This window comes from Fibrobacter sp. UWR2, from assembly GCF_002210285.1.
GTDB lineage: Bacteria > Fibrobacterota > Fibrobacteria > Fibrobacterales > Fibrobacteraceae > Fibrobacter.
This window is the reverse complement of record NZ_MWQE01000002.1, coordinates 405,984-423,128: the sequence shown is the minus strand read 5'-3', so window position 1 is coordinate 423,128 and position 17,145 is coordinate 405,984. Positions and strand designations below refer to the sequence as shown.

Sequence of the window (17,145 nt, the reverse complement as noted above, 5' to 3'; positions counted from 1 at the left end):
AGTAAGGTTTTGGGTTATTGGGGGTGGATTGTGACACAGTTTATTTTACAGCCTCAAAAAAACAAAAAATCCGCCCCAACGGAGCGGACTTTAATCGTTCTGCTTCAACAACTCTTCTTCATAAAATCTTATCGGGAAAGTTGCAACTTCATCCGAATTCATTTTCGGGAAACTCCAGCGACTTACCGCTTTCCGGATTTCTTCGTCAAAAGCCCTATTGCCGGTAGTCGTTGAATCGATTTGAACTTTTTGAACGGTACCGTCAGCATTGATATTCAACCGAAAAACAATCGTCCCGCTAAAACTGGGACTCTTCTTTAAATGTTTATTGTAAATATGGCGCAGTCCAGGAGTCCGCTGACGAATAGGCCGTAAAAACGAAACTCTATCATCATAGACGCCTCTTTCCAGACTCAATTCCTCAAAAGTAGGGGTTTTTGCGAATCCCTTTGCCTTTTCAATTATAAACTTTCCATCTTTGTCCCTTTCTAGACCTTTGGAACTACTTCTGACGACGCCATAAAGCGTAGTTGTACCGGAAGTAGATAACGTCGCAACCTCCTTCAAGATTTTATCAATTTCTGCCTTTCTTTTTGACAGACTGTCCCTATGCGCTTTCTCGTAATCTTCCTTTTTCACGTCCAAGGACTGTTCCGTTTTACCCTTTTCCTGCTCTAGGGATTTATCCGCATTCTTATCGCCATCAGAACAACCCACCCACAGCACCGCCGCAGCCAAGAGCACAAAATTATTCCAGCATTTTCCAAATAAACTAGCCATATTTTATATATAGAAAAATCCGCCCCAAACGGAGCGGACTTTTAATTTCAGGAAGATCCCCGCCTACGCGGGGATGACAAACCTCTTCCGAAAAACGCAGAGAGCCAAACAAAAAAAGTCCGCTTCGTTAGAAGCAGACCAAAAATCCCAATTTGGATTAGAACCGAGTGAGACAAGGCGCGAGCCCCCGTAGCGTATAAATAATACGTGAGGGGGCGAACAACGCCGTATCACGACGGTTATAATTCAAATTAACCGAGGGTGACGACGACCTTGTGGACACCCTTCGTGAAGATCGGAGCCACATCCGCATCAATCTTCTTGCCATCGACGATCATCTCGGCGACACCCTTGCACACGTGCTTCGGGTTCTTCACTTCGATTTCGTAGGTAGCGCCGCGGAACTTGCGGGTCACCTTGAAGCCATCCCAAGTGCTCGGGATGCAGGGGTTCACGATGAGGCCCTTGAAGCTGGCGCGGACACCGATGATGAACTGCGTAGCGGCCTGGTAGGTCCAGGAGCTGGTACCGGAGAGCCATGCGTTACGGCCCATACCGAACTGCTTGTGTTCGTCACCGAGGATGTTCTGCGGGTAGCAATACGGTTCAGATTCGAACTCGTCGAGCTTGGTGTTCTTGGCAGCCGGGTTAATTTGGCTATAATACTGGAAGGCCTTGTCGCCACGGCCGAGGATGGTTTCGGCAATCATCACCCACGGGTTCGTGTGGAGGAAGATACCGCCGTTTTCCTTGGCTCCAGGAGGATAAGTGGAGATGCCACCCACGTTCGGGTCGAAGCCGCGGTAGCCCGGAGTAGAGCTCTTCACGCCGTTAGCGGTGTTGAGGAGCTTGTTCAGGCTGTCCATGCCCTGCACGGCGCGGTCGCCGGTAGCGATACCGGAAATCACGGACCAGGACTGGCTATTGCAGTAAATCTTGCCGTACTTGGCCTTGTTGGTGCCGTAGGCGTTGCCCTGCTTGTCGAACCAGCGGACCCACCATTTGCCGTCCCAGGCAGAGTCGTTGAAGGCCTTCTTCACGTCTTCGTACCAGCCCTTGTACATTTCAATAGACTTCTTGTCGCCAAGAGCTTCGCAGATGTCCATCATCTCGAGAAGTGCCTTGGCGTAGAGGCCGGTGTTGAAGGAGGATTCTGCACCGAGCGGCAGGTTCATGCAGTCGTTCCAGTCGGCAAAGCCGAGGAGCGGCAAACCATGCTTACCGAGGTGAGTACGGGTAAAGTTGAGGGAGCGCTTGAGGTGTTCGAGCACAGTGCCCTTTTCACGCTGGGCGCGCTTCTTGCCGGCTTCGTAGAAGGTGACTTCCTTCTTGAGGAGGTCCATCTTGCCGGTTTCCTTGAGGTAGTTTGCAATCGTGAGGACGATCCAGAGGTGGTCATCGCCGTACCAGTCTGCGTAAGCCGGCTGGCCCTTCTCGTCGAGCACACCCTTCTTTTCGCGGGAGTCACCGGCGTTCGCTTCGTTGCCGTTGTCTTCGGCGAGGGCGAGCGGAGCGTACTGGTGCATGGCGTTACCTTCGGGGCGCTGCACGGAGAGCAGGTTCAAGGCGAGTTCCAATGCTTCTTCCGGCATGTGGCTCATCACGCCCATCAGGTCCTGGCTGGAGTCACGGTAACCGATACCGCGGCTGGTGCCGTAGCCCAGCTGGTACAGGGACAGGTAGCGGCTCCAGTTCTTGGTGGTGTGGCACTGACGCGGGTTGTGGACGTTCACCATGGAGTTGAACGCAGCATCCGGAGTCTGCACCTGGATAGTGGCGAGGTAGTTTTCCCAGAACTTGGCGAGTTCGTCGAAAGCCTTGTCGACGTTCTTCAAGTCGCGGTACTTCTTGATAGCCTTGGCAGCGACCTTGAGGCTCTGTTCCTGACCGAGCTGGGTGCAGGTGCGGAAGGTCTTCTTCGCAGCAATCTTGCCAGCGTGGATCATGAGGGCGGCGATGTTGTCGCCACGGTCGCATTCACTGTTAGAAAGTTCCTTGTTGCCGAGGCTGAGCGGAGCAGCCCAGGAGCCCATTTCGTTGGCGCCGAGGAACACGCGACGGTCACCGTCGAAGCTACCGACCTTGCAGTTGGCGGTCACGTAGTTCACGGCGAAGTCACGCTTCATGTAGGCATACTGTTCGAGCACCACATGGCCGTCCTTTTCCCAGTGGCCCTTGAGGGTCATGGTCTGCGGGACCCAGTCGGCGTTCGTGAGCTGCTTTTCGGCTTCGAAGTGGCTGAATTCATAAACCGGGATAATATCCACTTCCTTGGCGGCACCACCGAGGTTGGTGACCTGGATGTCCTGGAGGAGAGTGTTGGAGCCCGTCGGGACGAAAATCGTCACCTGGGTGCGCAGGCCGCAGCATTCAGCAATCCAGCGCATGTAAGAGAGACCCACGTGGCATTCCCACTTGTCCATCTTGGTGAGGGTGGGAACGACGAACGGAGAGAAGACCTTGTAGCCCTTGCCATCCTTGACGCGGATGTACACGGTGCTGGCCTTAAAGTCAGAGCAAGGCATCTGGGCGATGTACTTGGTGATACGGTTCAGGGCCGGGTCGCCCTTGCAAACCAGGGTACCGCCGGTAGTATCCACGATACCGCCGAAGTTCAATGTACCAACATAGTTGCACCACTTGATCGGGGTTGCCGGCGTGGTGAGCACGTATTCTTTCTTGGCGTCATCGAAGTAGCCGTACTTTGCTGCAGCCTTAGCTGCAACCTTCTTGGCGGCCTTCGGGGCGCTCTTCTTGGTCTGTTTTGTAGCCATTTTGTCTCCGTAAGAGGGGGTTAAATTCAACGCGGTAAATATAGAAAAATTAGTCTTTTTTCTGGTTGAAGTTCTCGAAATCGCGGTTGCCGAAATTGATGTAGAAGTAGCCGTCGAGCTTCTTGTTGCGGATCGGGTCGCGCAGGATGCCAATAGCGGCACGCACGTACTTGAGTTCCACAAGGATATGGTCGCGGCTCATGCAGTTGAGGAACGGTCCCTCGGGGTAGAGCGTGGGGCGCGGTTCTTCGGCAATCATCTTCTCGAGGTTCTCGATTTCCTGCACCAGGCGGCGTTCGTGGACCTCCAGCGTGCGGATGAGTTCCTTGTTCTCGGCGCCGTAAAGGAAGGCAAAACCGAGCGTGCGCGGGTCATCATTGAACCCGGTCAAGTGTTTGAGGACCTCCTTGCGCAGTACTTCCCTACCCTTTTCAGTGATATTGAAAACCATGCGTTCCGGGCGGTTTCCATCGCGTTCGGCACGCCCGACAATGCACTCGTTCTTCTCGAGCGTAGTAAGGCGGTTATATACGGTGGAAGTGCTCAGGTTGGCCCAGCGGTCAAGTTCACGGTTGCTTATTTCCGTGATAATATCGTAGCCGCTGCGCTCCTTTTCAAGGATAAGGCCCAGAAGGACCAAGTCATAACGGTTCATGTGTACCTCTTTCTATTCCAACTTGGAATATACACAAAAAAACACTGCCGGAACGACTTTTTTAAAAAAAAGTGGATTTTTTTACGATTAGGTTTAAAACGGCGAAAAATGAGCCCTATTCGGCATCGGACTTCTTGCCGGAAAACTTGTTTACCACGTCGGGAACGATGTCCATGACCTTCGAAACGAGCGAACTGTCCTTGCTGATAGGCATAATGCGCACGTCGTCGCCCTTGATGACGAGGAACGCCACCGGTTCGACCGAGGCCCCACCACCGGAGGCGGACGTGTCTCCCTTGCTCTGGTGACCACCGAAACCGAAGCCTACAGATACGCGGCTCACGGGCACGACAGTGGACTCACCCGCCTGGATCGGTTTGCCGATAACGGTCTCCGCCTGGGTGATGAAACGGAGCTTTTCCAAAAGAGTTTCTGCAAGTTTTTCAATAGCCATGACTTTAATATAACAAAAGAATTGTGAAATAGTTAATAGCGAGCCTCGAAGACTCGATCGGAGGCGACAAAGAACTTCCGTTCAAGGTCCGGCCAGCTCAGGTAACCCCAGACCACCACCACACGCCCACCCGACAGGCGCGAAGCCATACCGTTTACGCCCTCGCCCACCGTGAAGTATACGACATCCACGTCGTAGGCAATTTCGGCAGGCTTCGCCTTCTTCAACTGTGATGCCCAGGATGTATAGGCGTCCTCTTCGACCTGTTCCCAACTGCGGGCAACGTTCCACTGGAGGTTAGAGTTGCGGTAGCTCTGCACGAGTACCGGGAAGTAAGACTTGACCCCGAGGAAGTTCCTTGTCTGGATGGAGGTCTTGTTCGATTCGCGGTGCTCGAACGGAAGGCTCAGGAATTCCTGCGGGAACCCGCCATGATAGCCGGGGAAACTGCGTACATAGTGTTCCAGGTCGCTACGCTCGTACCGGCGGAAACTGTCGTGTGTGAAAATGAATATGCGGGCGTCGGAACGGATACTTTGTTCGAGATTCGAGCCGCGCAGAATCGGGATAATTCCTTGGAAGCGCCCGCTGTTGGTGTAATAGTCCATCGCGTAGACGTCGCTCTTGAATTCAAGGATGCACACGTCGAGCGTATCGTCCACCATCACCGGGTAGCGCAGGTCGATTCGCTTAACGAGGGCGGCAATATCCTGCGTCGAGGGGTGCTCGTCCACATGGACACCTATCGGGCGCACATCCTTATACAGGATTTCGTGATAGTCCACCGGGCGCTCTTCTTCTTGCTTGCAGCCGCAGACCGCAAGCATCGCGATACCGAGAAGAACCAGGAATTTCTTTTGCAGGTGGAACATACGGTTAAAATTTAGCATAGACGCGTTCACTCCCTGCAAAGCGCATAGTCGCAGAAGTCGTAAAGCGGGCACTTCGCACAGCCTTCGGTCCTTTCACGGCATATAAAGTCTTCGCTCCCGATTTCGAGGAAGAACTGGAGTGCATGGGCGCTACGGTACGGGCTTTCCTTGCAAAGTGCCGCAAAGTAGGTATTCGCAAGCGCCTGCTTCTTTTCGGGCTCCATATCCGCAAAGCCGGTATCGCGCGCAGGCCCGAGAATAGCCAGGAAGCGGCGCGCCCCCATCGTAAGCGGGAGCGGTGGCATGATCCCGCGTTTTTTTGCACCCGCAGGGCGTACATCGTTCCGGAATTCTATACCTAGCCCGAGGGGGGCGGGTGCGAGCAGGCGGTAGATAGCGGCACACGCCTTTGGGCGCACGCTCTTTTTGCCCATGAAGTAGATTTCGCCGAGATCGCGCCACATTTCTTCGGGGGTGCGCTCACGGGCCCAGGCGGCAAGATCTGGATGGCGGCGTGCGAACAACCCCACGCTCCAGAAAATTCCGGCAACATGCTCGAACAGGCTCCAGTTGCGGCTCCCGAAGGTGTCGACAACGACGGCATTGATTTGGGGGGCGGCAGGTACGGGGAGCGTCCAGAGCAATTCATCCGGAAACTTCATGTAAAGAGCTTCGAGCAAGCGCTCTATTTCTGTATAGGACCTGTCCTGAAAAAGGACCGTCCCGAGGAGAGTCCAGGCTATCTGGGCATTCAGGCCGTTTGCGCGGCGGGCAACAGAAAGGACCGGGTCCGGAACATTGGCAAGTAAAGCGACGAATTCCTGCGAAGCCTTGTAGAGCGCAGGTTCATCCTGTACAAAACGCCGGACCGACACCATCTGCCTACAGGGCCTCGCCCACCTTCACGGCGGAGCCGAGACGGTTCTTGAACAGGTCCGGATGGCGTTCGCGGATCTTCTTGTCTACGACGAGTATAACGGTGCTGCCCATCTCGAAACGTCCGAGTTCGCCTCCCTTTTCGAACGAGACCTTTTCGGAAGGCTTCCAGTCGAGACGCTTGCAGTCCCTGGGGAGCTTGCCCGCATTCGTGAGCAACTTGTCGCTGTACACGACTCCGATACGGCCCACGTTGGTGGCGCCGACCTTCACCACGAGGATTTCGGAACCATCTTCTAGGCGAATTCGGCTCGTAAGGCGTTCGTTTATGCAGAAAAGCCCTTCGACGCGTTCCACGCTGCCCACATTGACCGGCCAGAGGGTGCCGGGGCAGTAGCTGGCATCCACAAGTTCGCCCTTGACCGGGCTGTGGATGCGGTGGTAGTTGAAAGGAGCGAGATATATTGTCGCGAACATGCCGCCCTCGAAATGCTTCGCCATTTCGTCATCGCGGAGCAGGTCCTTGAGCGTGTAGGTTTTTCCCTTCGCCTGGATAAGTTCCTGCTTTTCGTCGAAAGTACCCGTCTGCGAGAGCACGCCATCGACCGGCGAGACGATTTCGGTATCGGCCACGGGGCGCATACCGGGCTTGAGCCTGCGGATAAAGAGTTCCCCGATATTGCGGTAAAGCTTGAGCGGGAACTCCGATTCTTCCATGTTCAGCTTGTAGTAAGCGGCAAAGGCGTTACGCGCAAGCTTCGAGACGAAGGGAATACGAAGGCGCACGAAGATACCGAAAATACGGCTGGCCGCATTCTTCGGCAGGAGTTTCATAAAAACGTAGAAGGGGGTATTCATGGTTTGGAAAGATAGTAATTAGTGGCTTTCGAGCCTGTTCAGGTCGGTGGAGAACATCTTCCAGAGGCGCGAGGCGAAGGGGGCGGCCCATTCTTTTTCGGGAGCCACCCTGCTCGTTGTCGCTGCCGTAAATTCGGAATAGACTAGAAAAACCAGTTCGCCGTAACGGGCGTCCCACAGGCTCCACGCTATTTTCCAGGTGTACCCGCCGCTCTTGCCCAGGTCCGGGTCCATCTCGACCTCGAGTACCAGCGGGAGCGACAGGTAGCGCACCTCGTACCGCGAGGCAATGCCAGAGAGCAAGTCCTTGAGCTTAGCGGGGACTTCGCGCGAGAACGCCTGTTCGATGCCGTCACGTTCTACCCACGGTGTAAAATCGCCCAACTTTTTGCCATCGGCAAAGGCGGAATTCAGGAGCCTTACCGAAAGGGTATCGATATATAAGGAATCCTTGTCCGGGAGCCGCATTCCGGGGAGCATCAGTTCACGCTGCATCTTCGGGAAAGCATTCACGAAGAGGGAGTCTTCTACATGTGCAAGGTCGAAATCCAGGGCGTCCGCGCTGAAACTGTGGCACATCTTGCACACCTCGGGGCGCATCGCCTTCACTCGCAATGTCGGGAATACGCCCACAACCGCAGAGGAATCCATGCGGGAATACGCTTTCGCGTTCCATTCGCGGTAAGACTTCTCGTCGGTAATCTTCAGTTCTATTTCGCCGCGGGCCCCGCATTCCTCGCACGGGGTATCGCGCATGTCCGAATCGCCGCCGGAACCGCCTCCGCGGGCATCGTCACGCAGGCCTGCGCAACCTGCAAGCAGGCTTCCGAGTATGCAGGCAAGCATGCAGGCAAAAAGTGCGCTACTTGCACGGCCTGTACCTGAAACATTGAATCGATTTCGTGTAAACTGCATGATGGCAATATACATTTATACACATGCAAATGGCAAAGAGGCCCAGTTCAACCCTGCTGCGCATTTGCAAAATAGTTCCGTATGACTCTCGGGTTCTCCGATACCGTCAGGCAAAGCCGCAAGAGCACGGCGGCCTTCTGCGGGGCAAGCGAGCCTGCGCATATCCGCCCGGGAGCAAGCGTCTCGTTGAGCGTCACGACCCCGTGATTTGTCCGGCTGGCAATGACCACCGGGATATCGATGGCGGCAAGCGCCTCCGCCCATGCCTTGCTGAACTCGCCCGAGCCCGCACCCGCAATCACGAGCCCGTCGGAGATACATGCGGCATATTCCAGTACCTTCGGGCTTGCGTCCACCGAGAAATACACCACATTCACCCGCGGTAGGCTATCCAGTTTAGAGACGTCGAAGAAGTTCTTTTCCCTCGGGGCGTTTAGGCTTGCGCCCTCGCCCGGCGCATTTACCCCCATGGCATCGAGCGCGCTGGCGCTGCACTTCTGCACGTTCCTCGCATCGAAAAGGCTACCCGCAAAGTAGACCCACACAAGGTTCTCGGGAGGGTCATCATCGACGGCAAAGCCCGCTGCCACCCGCACGGCGCCCAGCAGGTTTGCGGGCCCGTCCGGATTTTTTGCAGTAGAGGGCCTCATTGACCCTGTAATGATGACAGGCTTTTCGCACTTGACCGTGAGGTTCAGGAAATACGCGGTCTCGTCCATCGTGTCGGTGCCGTGCGTAATTACGATACCGTCCACCGATTCGTCTTCCTGTAGTTCCCTCACGCGGTTCGCAAGCTCTATCCAGATGCGGTCCGTCATGTCGTCGGAATTGATGTTGCAGATTTCCTCGACGCGCACGTCCGCGTATTCCGCTAATTCGGGAACGGAAGCCACGAGGCTTTCGCCCGAGACCTGGCCCGAAACGTATCCCGTGTCCTTCCCCGCTTCGCCAATGCCGGCAATCGTCCCGCCGGTCGTCAGTATCACAATCTTCTTCTTCGCCATCACTTCACCTCGTCGAGCAGTTGGGCCGTCTTGACCCCATAAAACTTCAGGAGCGCCTCGTCGGTTTCCATCGTGCGCAGGCTCTGTATAAATTCCCTGAAATGCACAAAATCCGGGTTCCTCGCCAGCATACGTTCTACCATCTTCTGCGAATACCAGTAAAGCCGTTCGGCTACATCGGCGGAAGGTTCCTTCACGAACGGTTCGATCAGGGAATTCAGCGAAGGGGGCGCGCCGGCCGGCCGTGGGTTCTGTGTGCGTGACCCGTCTACCACCTGAGCGATGCCCTCGTTGATCCAGAGGGCCACCTTGGCGCGCGTCATTGCCCTCACAAAGGAATGTGTGAGTTCATGGAAAAGAACGGGGCGGTAGATTTCGCGGTAATGCATCATTTCGACAGGAATCCTGAGTTTGCCGTCGAATATCGCCGCCACCCAGTCTGGGCGCGGGCCCATTCCCTGGTACTCGCGTGACCTGTAGAGCACGAGGCTCATCTTGTTTTCGGGCCTAAAATCGAATAGATTGCATAGGGAATCGTAGGCGACCTCCAGTACGGCCAGGGCCTCCATCACGTCGCTTTTAGAAGGATTCCCCTCGAATTCCACACGGAAATGCATGGATCGCTCGACGCCCAGTTCGTCTATTTCGCGAATCAGTTGTGCGGACTTCTTTTTGAGGAACCCGAAATCTCCATCCGCATAGCCGAGTGAGTCGATTAGGCGAATGCAGTCCTCGTACCGTTCCTGCTCGAAAAGGATTCCCGCAAGGTGGAGTTGCAGGTTTGTATCGTGAGGAGCATCACACAATAGTCCCCTGACGGCATTCTCGGCACACTTCCAGTCGGCAGCCCCGAGGCACTCCATGGCTTCGTTTACAAGCGTCTCGTGCCTAATAAATTCAGCCTTTTCGGCATTTTTCGCGACAAAAAGTTTCACCCCGAGGGCGACTAGAATCATTGACAAAAAGGTAATGATTAAATTTCTCATAGGCTCAAAACGGATATCCCCAAATTATATATTTTTTTACAAATAATGGGGCAAGCCAAATGCCAAGTATTTACGAATATACAGATTACCGGGATATCATCCGAGATTTCTATCTCGAGAAAAAAGAGAAGAACGCGAAGTACTCCTACAGCGTTCTGGGGATGGCTATCGGCCTAAATGCGAGCCATGTGTTCTGCATTGTCGAAAAGAAGCGCAACCTGCCTGTGCGCTGTGTCCCTGCCATCAAGAAAGTCCTCGGCCTCACCGGCCGTGCCGCCCGCTATTTTGACCTCCTGCTTGCTGCCTCCCGTACCAAATCCGAAAAGACCCGTGAAGAAATCCTTGCCAAGGCCGTACTTTTACGTGATGTGAAAAAACATGTACTCCAGGATAAGGAAATCAAGTACCTGAGCGACTGGTGGACACCCGTCATCAGGGCTCTGATAGAGGTTAACCAGGGGAAAGTCGATGTAAAGACCATTGCAGAATGGCTCGAACCCGCCATTGGCGAGGACAAGGTGCAGGAAAGCGTGGATTTGCTCAAGGATTTGGGCTTTATCCAGGATTTGGGCAATGGACGCGTAAAAATTGCCGATTCCCACATCAACATCTCCGGCGAAGAGCGCGCACAGGCAATTAGGGCATTCCAGGCTGCAGTAATGCAAATTGGAGCACGTTCTCTGCAGACAATCGCCCCAGAAGACCGAGATATTTCTACACTTACAATGGCTGTAGACCAACAAGGCTTTGAAGAAATCAAGAGTATGATCCAGGAATTCCGGAAAGACGTCCAGATTCGAGTAGACAAGTGCGGGAAGCCCACGCGCGTCCTGCAGATGAACCTTGCCTTGTTCCCCGTGGCGTTTAACAAGAAGATTTCGAAATGATGAAGACCCTGTTCAAAATATTTCCGGTCATTCCGATGATCTTCTTCGGCGCATGTACGAATTCCGACATGGCCGGTGGAACTACGGAAACGGAAAACGCCATTGCGAAGGAAGAGGCGGCATTCGTCTCTATCCAGGTCTATAGTGGCAAGAATCCTGCAAAGGCTTCGTACAGGGTGCTTCCGAGCTGGTATGTTACCGATTCTACGGGCAACGTTAACGCAGACGACTTCACGTACGTCGGCGAAACGGACAGTTCCGGGAAAATCTATATCGATAACCACAAGGATGGCTCCTACACCATACAGATAGAACAGGGTGATTCTGCCCTAGTCTACCAGTACACCATCAACAGTCTCAAGAAGAAGTTCTCTGTTTCGAAGGCAACCCTCCAGAAGAAGGGCGCCATCAATGGCTGGCTCTCGCTGCCTGAAGACGCCAAGTACGCCTGGGTGAATATCGAAGGTATTGGGCGCGTCGTAAAGACGGACTCCCTCGGGTTCTTCGTAGCCGAAGACCTCCCCGTCGGCCAGATTTCTGTCAAGTCCTGGAGCAGCGACAACGCCGAATGCATCGGCGAAGCGAACATCGAGACCCAGTCCGGCGAATCTCTGCATATCGGGCACGTCTTTGCTCCCAGCAAGGCAGGTATCATACAGTCCCTCGAAATCAATCCTACCGACCTGATTTCCGACTGGATGCGCCCGTTGCAGGCCCCGTTCGTCCTCACGCTCAGGTTGGATTCTACGAATTTCAACTTCAGCAAGGCCCGCGAAGACGGTAGCGACCTCCAGCTTTTCACAAGCAAGGGCGCCACAGTACCGATGGTCATTGACAGTTGGAGCACCGACATCAAGAGCGCCGTCATCAACATCAGGCTGGAATCTCTCGCCGACACCGCCGACACATGGACGCTTGAATGGGGCGACCCCGACGTGACCGCACCGGAGAAGAAGGTTAACGTATGGAAGGGCATCAGCGATTCCCTGTGGTACGAGCTCAACTCCATCGAGATTTTCAACTTCGAAAGCGGCAGCTCCCTGAGCGATCTACCGTCCCCACTCAAGAGGGACAGCTGGTACGTGCAGTTCCACAAGGTTGATACGCTAACCGATTCCGTTACGGTATCGTTCCTGAACTCTTCAACATCGATTACCGAGGCCGCCAACTGGCTTGGCAAGGTTCTCCACATCGATTACACGGTGACCTACCCCGACATTGTGGTATTCGGCACGAGACTCACACGTCATCCGCACGACTGGAGCCGCATGGACTCGCTGGTCGTCTGGTTGCGCACCGACGGCGATTTCGAAATCATACTCGAAACGCTCGACGAAGACGTGAACTACAAGGCTTCGTACAAGGGCAAGGGCAAAGGCCTCGTTGACTGGACGCGCTACTGCATAAAGCCCGAAGACTTTACGTATACCATTCGCGACTACCACGGATGGGACCTTGTCAGGAACAAGATTACCAACTTTACGGTATTTACCTACAACAGCACCGAACTCTGGCTGGACAATATCAGGGCGTACGGTGTGAACCGCGATGACCTAAAATAAGGCTAACGCCCGCAAGACAGTATAAAAAAGACCGGCCATGCAACTGCATGACCGGTCTTTTTAATGGGTGCCGCTTGGGGCTAGGCATTTCACTATTGTCTAATCTCCAACCCAGATTTCCACTGGCAACAGTGCCCGCCAGTTCCACACTCGAGAATTGGCTTTTTGGGGCCTAATACCCAAACGGCTTATAACACAATCCCACGTTCTTAAATTAAGTTAATCATCGTTTTATTTCGTACAGTTGTCTTTTTTTACCATTTACAAAATGTAAAGGAACAGCTTTTTTGTTTATAGTACAGGCCTTTGTAAAGTTTTTTTGCTGCAGGATTTTCTAACTTTACCGCCGAAAACAGAAGGCCCGGGAACACCCCGCGCCATAGGAGATTATCATGGGTTTCAAATGCGGTATCGTAGGCCTCCCGAACGTAGGCAAGTCCACCATCTTTAACGCCATCACCAACGCCGGTGCCGAAGCCGCGAACTACCCGTTCTGCACCATCGAGCCGAACGTGGGCATGGTGAGCGTCCCGGACAGCCGCCTTGACGAACTTGTGAAGGTCTATAATCCGAAGTCCATCGTTCCCGCCGTTACGGAATTCGTGGACATCGCCGGCCTCGTGAAGGGTGCCGCCCAGGGCGAAGGCCTCGGCAACCAGTTCCTCACCCACATCCGCGAATGCGAAGCCATCATGGAAGTTATCCGCTGCTTCGATGACGAGAATATCGTGCATGTGAGCGGTTCCGTGGACCCGGTCCGTGACGTGGAAGTCATCGAGACCGAACTTATCCTGAAGGACCTCGACACCGTCGAGAAGCGCCTTTCTACCGAAGCGAAGAGCGCCCGCACCGGCAATGCCGAAGCGAAGGCTCGCCTCGCCGCCTGCGAACTTTTGAAGAAGACCATGGAAGAGGGCAAGGCCGCCCGCACCGTGATGCATGACAGCGAAGAGATGGAAGGCATCGTCAAGGACCTGGGCCTCCTCACCGCAAAGCCGCTGTTCTACTGCGCGAACGTGAAGGAAGACGACATCCTCACCGGCAACGCCTATGTGGACCAGCTCAAGGATTACGCCGCCAAGAACGGCCACGAGGTCATCGTGATCAGCGGCAAGATCGAGGAAGAACTCTCCGCGATGGAGAGCGCCGACAAGGCTGAATTCCTGAACGAACTCGGCATGAAGGAATCGGGCCTCGACGCCGTGGTGCGCAAGGGCTACGAAATCCTCGGGCTCCGCACGTTCTTTACCGCCGGCGAAAAGGAATGCCGCGCCTGGACGTTCCACGCGGGCTACAAGGCCCCGCAGTGCGCAGGCGTCATCCACACCGACTTCGAGCGCGGATTCATCCGTGCAGAAACCTTGAGTTACAGCGACTTCCTGAAGCACGGCAGCTGGAACGCCGCAAAGGAAGCAGGCCTCGTCCGCACCGAAGGCAAGGACTACCTGGTACAGGATGGCGACATCATGTACTTCCTGTTCAACGTGTAATATTTGCCAGAAAGTTTAAAACCGCGGGCAACACGCTCGCGGTTTTTCTTTTTGGCTGTTTATCGATTGTCGCGCCGGTAGTCTTATTGGCAAACTGCTTTTTTCGCGGCGCGTTTCGCCTTTACCTCTAAGACAATCGGGCGGATTATCGCGGCGAGGTTCATCGCCGTTCCGATAAGGATAAGCGCCGATGCGGCATAAATACCGTAACTCGGCTCGATCGATAATACCTGCATTCCCATGCTGTGACACACCTGCCCCATCTTCGATAGAAAAGCCCACAGCGATGTCATCGCGAGAATACCTAGGGTGAGGGACCCGAGTGGCGTGAACCATGCGAAAACGGCTGCGAGCACGAGGGCGGCGACGATCCCGAACAGGACCGGAACTGCATCCATCTTGGGAAAACCGGGAACAGTTGCCCTGAACTTGTCCAGGGATTTCGGATTGTCCTTTTCCATCTTCAGGAGGTAGCCTTTTGCAGGCTCCTTGAGGGTTTCGCGCAGGTCTAGCCCGGTTGCAAGTTCATAGAACGAGGGCTCGGCAATAACCTTCTCTGCGCACGAAACATTCATGAGGGGCAAGAACAGCATGACCAGCGCAAGCAGGTACGGCGCAGAGGTTATCCTGCGGAAAAACTTGAAACGCGTGTCTTTCTTGAGTTCTTCTGAGGCGGACAGCGGGGATATCTGTTCTGGCATTAACGGCCCTCGAACATCTTGCGCGGGAACACGCAACGGAAACCGATAGCATCGGACCAGTAACGCGGATCCTCGTCATCGCTCTTCGTGAGGTTAAGCATCGATTCCTTGTCTTTCCAGGAACCGCCCTTGTAGACCTTGGAGTAGCCCATCAAGGCTCCGGACGGGTTGGAAGATTCCACCCAGAACGAGAACATGAAGTACTTGTCGACAGTCCATTCGGCAACGTTGCCCGACATATCGTAGATTCCCCAGGCATTCGGTTTCTTGGTTGCGACCATGTGCGGGCCGTAAGCATCACTCTTGCGGCCGTGCTTGTAGGAATTCTCGCGGTAGACGGCATAGTCATTCACTGTCGCTTCCTCGTCGATATCCCAAATGGCACCTTCGTTGTTGTCGGCTCGGCCGGCGAATTCCCACTGGGCTTCGGTCGGCAGGTCGCCGCCCATCAACTTGCAGGCGGCACGGGCGTTGTCCCAGGTAATGTTGTGGACAGGCTTTGCCGGATTCTTGAAGGAGGAGCGGTCCTTGATACGCTTCAGCGTATCGGTCTGGGCGAGCATCCATTGGTCAAAGAGTTTCTGAGTCACTTCGGTCGTCATGATGGCAAACGGGGACATGTGGACAACGCGGCCACGGTAACGGAATGAGCCCGAATCGATAAGGGCGACTCCGCCGAAATTGTTGTCGCGGATAATGCGCGGAATGCTCATCTTGCTGAATTCCGGCATATACGCATCCTTCGCATAGACAGTATCGTTTTTCGCAGCTTCTTTAGCGGCCACTGCCTTAGCCTTGGCCTCTGCTGCGGCGTTCTGCTGTAACTCGATATCCTCGGCATCGTAGTGGTTCAGCCATTCCTGCACCTCCGGTTCGTCCACGATATAGCTCGGCAATACAAAAACACCGAGGCCGGCGAAGGTCTTCCCCTGGTATTCGAAATCGATGCGGGTGTAACGGTAGTGATGGCGACCGGTAACGATGTCTTCCTTGTGAATCCACACGGGCTTGTTTTGCTTGATGGTAATCGTTGCCGTAATCTCGCTGCCGTGCTGTTCAAAAAGCTTGTAAAGGCTGTCGGCGCTCATATCCTTGGCTGTACCTTCCCAGGTGACATCGAAGCGTTCGCCTTCCTTGCCAAACTTGAGTTTCACGGCCTTGATCGGAGCCGCAGTGGAATCCTCGTCGGAGGCAACCTTCTCGCGAACCGCAGAGAACGATGCCAGAACCATGGAACCACGCAGCGGGAGTGCCTGCAGGCTATCGAACTTGTTGTTGAATGCCGCATTGATTTCGGGAACACCCTTCATCTTGGAATTCATCCAGTCAGACTTAGCCTTGATACGTGTGCCCTCGAATGCGGACTTGTAGTCCTCATAGGTCAGGTCGTCATCAAGAAGGCCTACTGCTTCTGCGGGCTTCATCTTGGGATAGAGATTCCCGAAGGCGCTCGTATCGACAAGCGCGACAACCTTCTGCAGTTCGGCGATAAACTTGTCGTAAAGAATTTCGGTCTCTTCCAGGTTCTTTGTCGCCTTGACGTCGTTTACGCTCATGGAGAGTTCAGGCTTGTTTTCCTTGGATGACGTGTCAAGCGCAGGGAGCTTCGGACTCATGACAAGCACGTTACCCGGGGAGACGGCTCCGATATCCACGACAGGCAGGGTTCCCGGAGCGGAGAACGAGAAAACGTAGGCGCCAGGATTCAGGGGATAGACCTTGTTCGGCAATTTCTTGAGAGGAGCTTCCGCAAAGACGGCGCTAAAATTCTTCTTGTCGCTCTTGAATACGACTACACCCGGAAGTTCCGTCTCATTCAGGATTTGCCAACGGCCGTTCTTGATGAAGTACAGCTTGGGGACGCGCGGAGAATAGACATAGTACTTGTCGAAATAGAGATCATCCTCGTCCTGGAAGGCCTTCTTGTTCTGGGAGGCATAGAAACGCATCTGGGCCACCTCGAAAGACCTCAGACGGGCATTTTCAAGGCTGAACGCATGGAGTTTCTTGAAATTCGCGACATTGACCTCGCCCTGAATCCACTGGTATTCCTTAGGACCTTTCTTATGACGCCAGTAGAGGTTGTTGCTCTTGAGCGGGAAAACCGGCTTCTGGGAAACCATCGCTGCACCCTTGGCCTCGACAGCCATATTGACAATAGGGTCCACTACGCTTCCGGCTGTGAACTGGTTCGGCGCTACCTTAAAATTCTTGTCAGGATCGGCAGCGAAAGTTATTGCCGGAACTAACAGCAAAAGGGGCAACAAACGGGCAAAAGACATAACATCTCCTGTGAATAACTCTCATAAAGATAATATCTTCGTAAGGTCT

15 protein-coding genes are annotated in these 17,145 nt (G+C 54.3%); 3 read left to right on the top strand and 12 right to left on the bottom strand.

Going from position 1 to position 17,145, the window contains the following annotated elements:
- Positions 1 to 90 precede the first annotated feature (90 nt).
- The 10 genes from B7994_RS05920 to B7994_RS05875 form a co-directional block, all read right to left on the bottom strand.
- Positions 91 to 780 (bottom strand): AgmX/PglI C-terminal domain-containing protein, encoded by a 690-nt coding sequence (locus B7994_RS05920; RefSeq protein ID WP_088637534.1) that lies wholly within the window; start codon positions 778 to 780, stop codon positions 91 to 93.
- A 251-nt stretch (positions 781 to 1,031) separates the two neighbouring features.
- The gene (locus B7994_RS05915) at positions 1,032 to 3,554 is read right to left on the bottom strand and encodes a GH36-type glycosyl hydrolase domain-containing protein (protein WP_088637533.1); all 2,523 of its coding nucleotides are present in this window, start codon (positions 3,552 to 3,554) and stop codon (positions 1,032 to 1,034) included.
- A gap of 49 nt (positions 3,555 to 3,603) precedes the next feature.
- Complete coding sequence (locus B7994_RS05910) at positions 3,604 to 4,209, bottom strand: PadR family transcriptional regulator (RefSeq protein WP_088637532.1); 606 nt, start codon at positions 4,207 to 4,209, stop codon at positions 3,604 to 3,606.
- Positions 4,210 to 4,324: 115 nt separating this feature from the next.
- Positions 4,325 to 4,663: a GerW family sporulation protein gene (locus B7994_RS05905; RefSeq protein WP_088637531.1), complete on the bottom strand. Its 339-nt coding sequence runs from the start codon at positions 4,661 to 4,663 to the stop codon at positions 4,325 to 4,327.
- A gap of 32 nt (positions 4,664 to 4,695) precedes the next feature.
- Complete coding sequence (locus B7994_RS05900; RefSeq protein WP_088637530.1) at positions 4,696 to 5,535, bottom strand: hypothetical protein; 840 nt, start codon at positions 5,533 to 5,535, stop codon at positions 4,696 to 4,698.
- Positions 5,536 to 5,561: 26 nt separating this feature from the next.
- Entirely contained in the window at positions 5,562 to 6,413 is an 852-nt protein-coding gene (locus B7994_RS05895) for a hypothetical protein (RefSeq protein ID WP_088637529.1), read from the bottom strand.
- Positions 6,414 to 6,417: 4 nt separating this feature from the next.
- Complete coding sequence (asd, locus tag B7994_RS05890; RefSeq protein ID WP_088637528.1) at positions 6,418 to 7,269, bottom strand: archaetidylserine decarboxylase; 852 nt, start codon at positions 7,267 to 7,269, stop codon at positions 6,418 to 6,420.
- A gap of 18 nt (positions 7,270 to 7,287) precedes the next feature.
- Positions 7,288 to 8,184: a hypothetical protein gene (locus B7994_RS05885; protein WP_198957828.1), complete on the bottom strand. Its 897-nt coding sequence runs from the start codon at positions 8,182 to 8,184 to the stop codon at positions 7,288 to 7,290.
- A gap of 47 nt (positions 8,185 to 8,231) precedes the next feature.
- Positions 8,232 to 9,188 carry an asparaginase gene (locus B7994_RS05880; protein WP_088637527.1) on the bottom strand — a complete coding sequence of 319 codons (957 nt, stop codon included), beginning with the start codon at positions 9,186 to 9,188 and terminating at the stop codon, positions 8,232 to 8,234.
- Entirely contained in the window at positions 9,188 to 10,144 is a 957-nt protein-coding gene (locus tag B7994_RS05875) for a hypothetical protein (protein ID WP_088637526.1), read from the bottom strand. The genes B7994_RS05880 and B7994_RS05875 overlap by 1 nt, the downstream gene beginning before the upstream one ends.
- 89 nt (positions 10,145 to 10,233) lie before the next feature.
- On the opposite strand from B7994_RS05875, the gene B7994_RS05870 reads away from it, so the two are divergent.
- From B7994_RS05870 to ychF, 3 genes are all read left to right on the top strand, one after another.
- On the top strand, positions 10,234 to 11,061 hold the full coding sequence (locus B7994_RS05870) for a TIGR02147 family protein (RefSeq protein WP_088637525.1): 828 nt from the start codon (positions 10,234 to 10,236) through the stop codon (positions 11,059 to 11,061).
- The gene (locus B7994_RS05865; protein WP_088637524.1) at positions 11,058 to 12,623 is read left to right on the top strand and encodes a hypothetical protein; all 1,566 of its coding nucleotides are present in this window, start codon (positions 11,058 to 11,060) and stop codon (positions 12,621 to 12,623) included. The genes B7994_RS05870 and B7994_RS05865 overlap by 4 nt, the downstream gene beginning before the upstream one ends.
- 392 nt (positions 12,624 to 13,015) lie before the next feature.
- On the top strand, positions 13,016 to 14,113 hold the full coding sequence (gene ychF, locus B7994_RS05860) for a redox-regulated ATPase YchF (protein WP_088637523.1): 1,098 nt from the start codon (positions 13,016 to 13,018) through the stop codon (positions 14,111 to 14,113).
- An 83-nt stretch (positions 14,114 to 14,196) separates the two neighbouring features.
- Here ychF and B7994_RS05855 read toward each other — a convergent pair whose 3' ends face one another.
- Both B7994_RS05855 and B7994_RS05850 read right to left on the bottom strand, forming a co-directional pair.
- A complete protein-coding gene (locus B7994_RS05855) occupies positions 14,197 to 14,814 on the bottom strand; it encodes a hypothetical protein (RefSeq protein ID WP_088637522.1) in 618 nt (205 codons plus the stop codon).
- Complete coding sequence (locus B7994_RS05850) at positions 14,814 to 17,096, bottom strand: SUMF1/EgtB/PvdO family nonheme iron enzyme (RefSeq protein ID WP_088637521.1); 2,283 nt, start codon at positions 17,094 to 17,096, stop codon at positions 14,814 to 14,816. Before B7994_RS05850 ends, B7994_RS05855 begins: the two co-directional genes overlap by 1 nt.
- Positions 17,097 to 17,145: the final 49 nt, after the last annotated feature.

Coding starts and splice junctions, on each gene's coding strand:
- B7994_RS05920 (WP_088637534.1), bottom strand. CDS start 780: ATGGCTAGTTTATTTGGAAAATGCTGGAATAATTTTGTGCTCTTGGCT.
- B7994_RS05915 (WP_088637533.1), bottom strand. CDS start 3,554: ATGGCTACAAAACAGACCAAGAAGAGCGCCCCGAAGGCCGCCAAGAAG.
- B7994_RS05910 (WP_088637532.1), bottom strand. CDS start 4,209: ATGAACCGTTATGACTTGGTCCTTCTGGGCCTTATCCTTGAAAAGGAG.
- B7994_RS05905 (WP_088637531.1), bottom strand. CDS start 4,663: ATGGCTATTGAAAAACTTGCAGAAACTCTTTTGGAAAAGCTCCGTTTC.
- B7994_RS05900 (WP_088637530.1), bottom strand. CDS start 5,535: ATGTTCCACCTGCAAAAGAAATTCCTGGTTCTTCTCGGTATCGCGATG.
- B7994_RS05895 (WP_088637529.1), bottom strand. CDS start 6,413: ATGGTGTCGGTCCGGCGTTTTGTACAGGATGAACCTGCGCTCTACAAG.
- asd (WP_088637528.1), bottom strand. CDS start 7,269: ATGAATACCCCCTTCTACGTTTTTATGAAACTCCTGCCGAAGAATGCG.
- B7994_RS05885 (WP_198957828.1), bottom strand. CDS start 8,184: ATGCAGTTTACACGAAATCGATTCAATGTTTCAGGTACAGGCCGTGCA.
- B7994_RS05880 (WP_088637527.1), bottom strand. CDS start 9,188: ATGGCGAAGAAGAAGATTGTGATACTGACGACCGGCGGGACGATTGCC.
- B7994_RS05875 (WP_088637526.1), bottom strand. CDS start 10,144: ATGATTCTAGTCGCCCTCGGGGTGAAACTTTTTGTCGCGAAAAATGCC.
- B7994_RS05870 (WP_088637525.1), top strand. CDS start 10,234: ATGCCAAGTATTTACGAATATACAGATTACCGGGATATCATCCGAGAT.
- B7994_RS05865 (WP_088637524.1), top strand. CDS start 11,058: ATGATGAAGACCCTGTTCAAAATATTTCCGGTCATTCCGATGATCTTC.
- ychF (WP_088637523.1), top strand. CDS start 13,016: ATGGGTTTCAAATGCGGTATCGTAGGCCTCCCGAACGTAGGCAAGTCC.
- B7994_RS05855 (WP_088637522.1), bottom strand. CDS start 14,814: ATGCCAGAACAGATATCCCCGCTGTCCGCCTCAGAAGAACTCAAGAAA.
- B7994_RS05850 (WP_088637521.1), bottom strand. CDS start 17,096: ATGTCTTTTGCCCGTTTGTTGCCCCTTTTGCTGTTAGTTCCGGCAATA.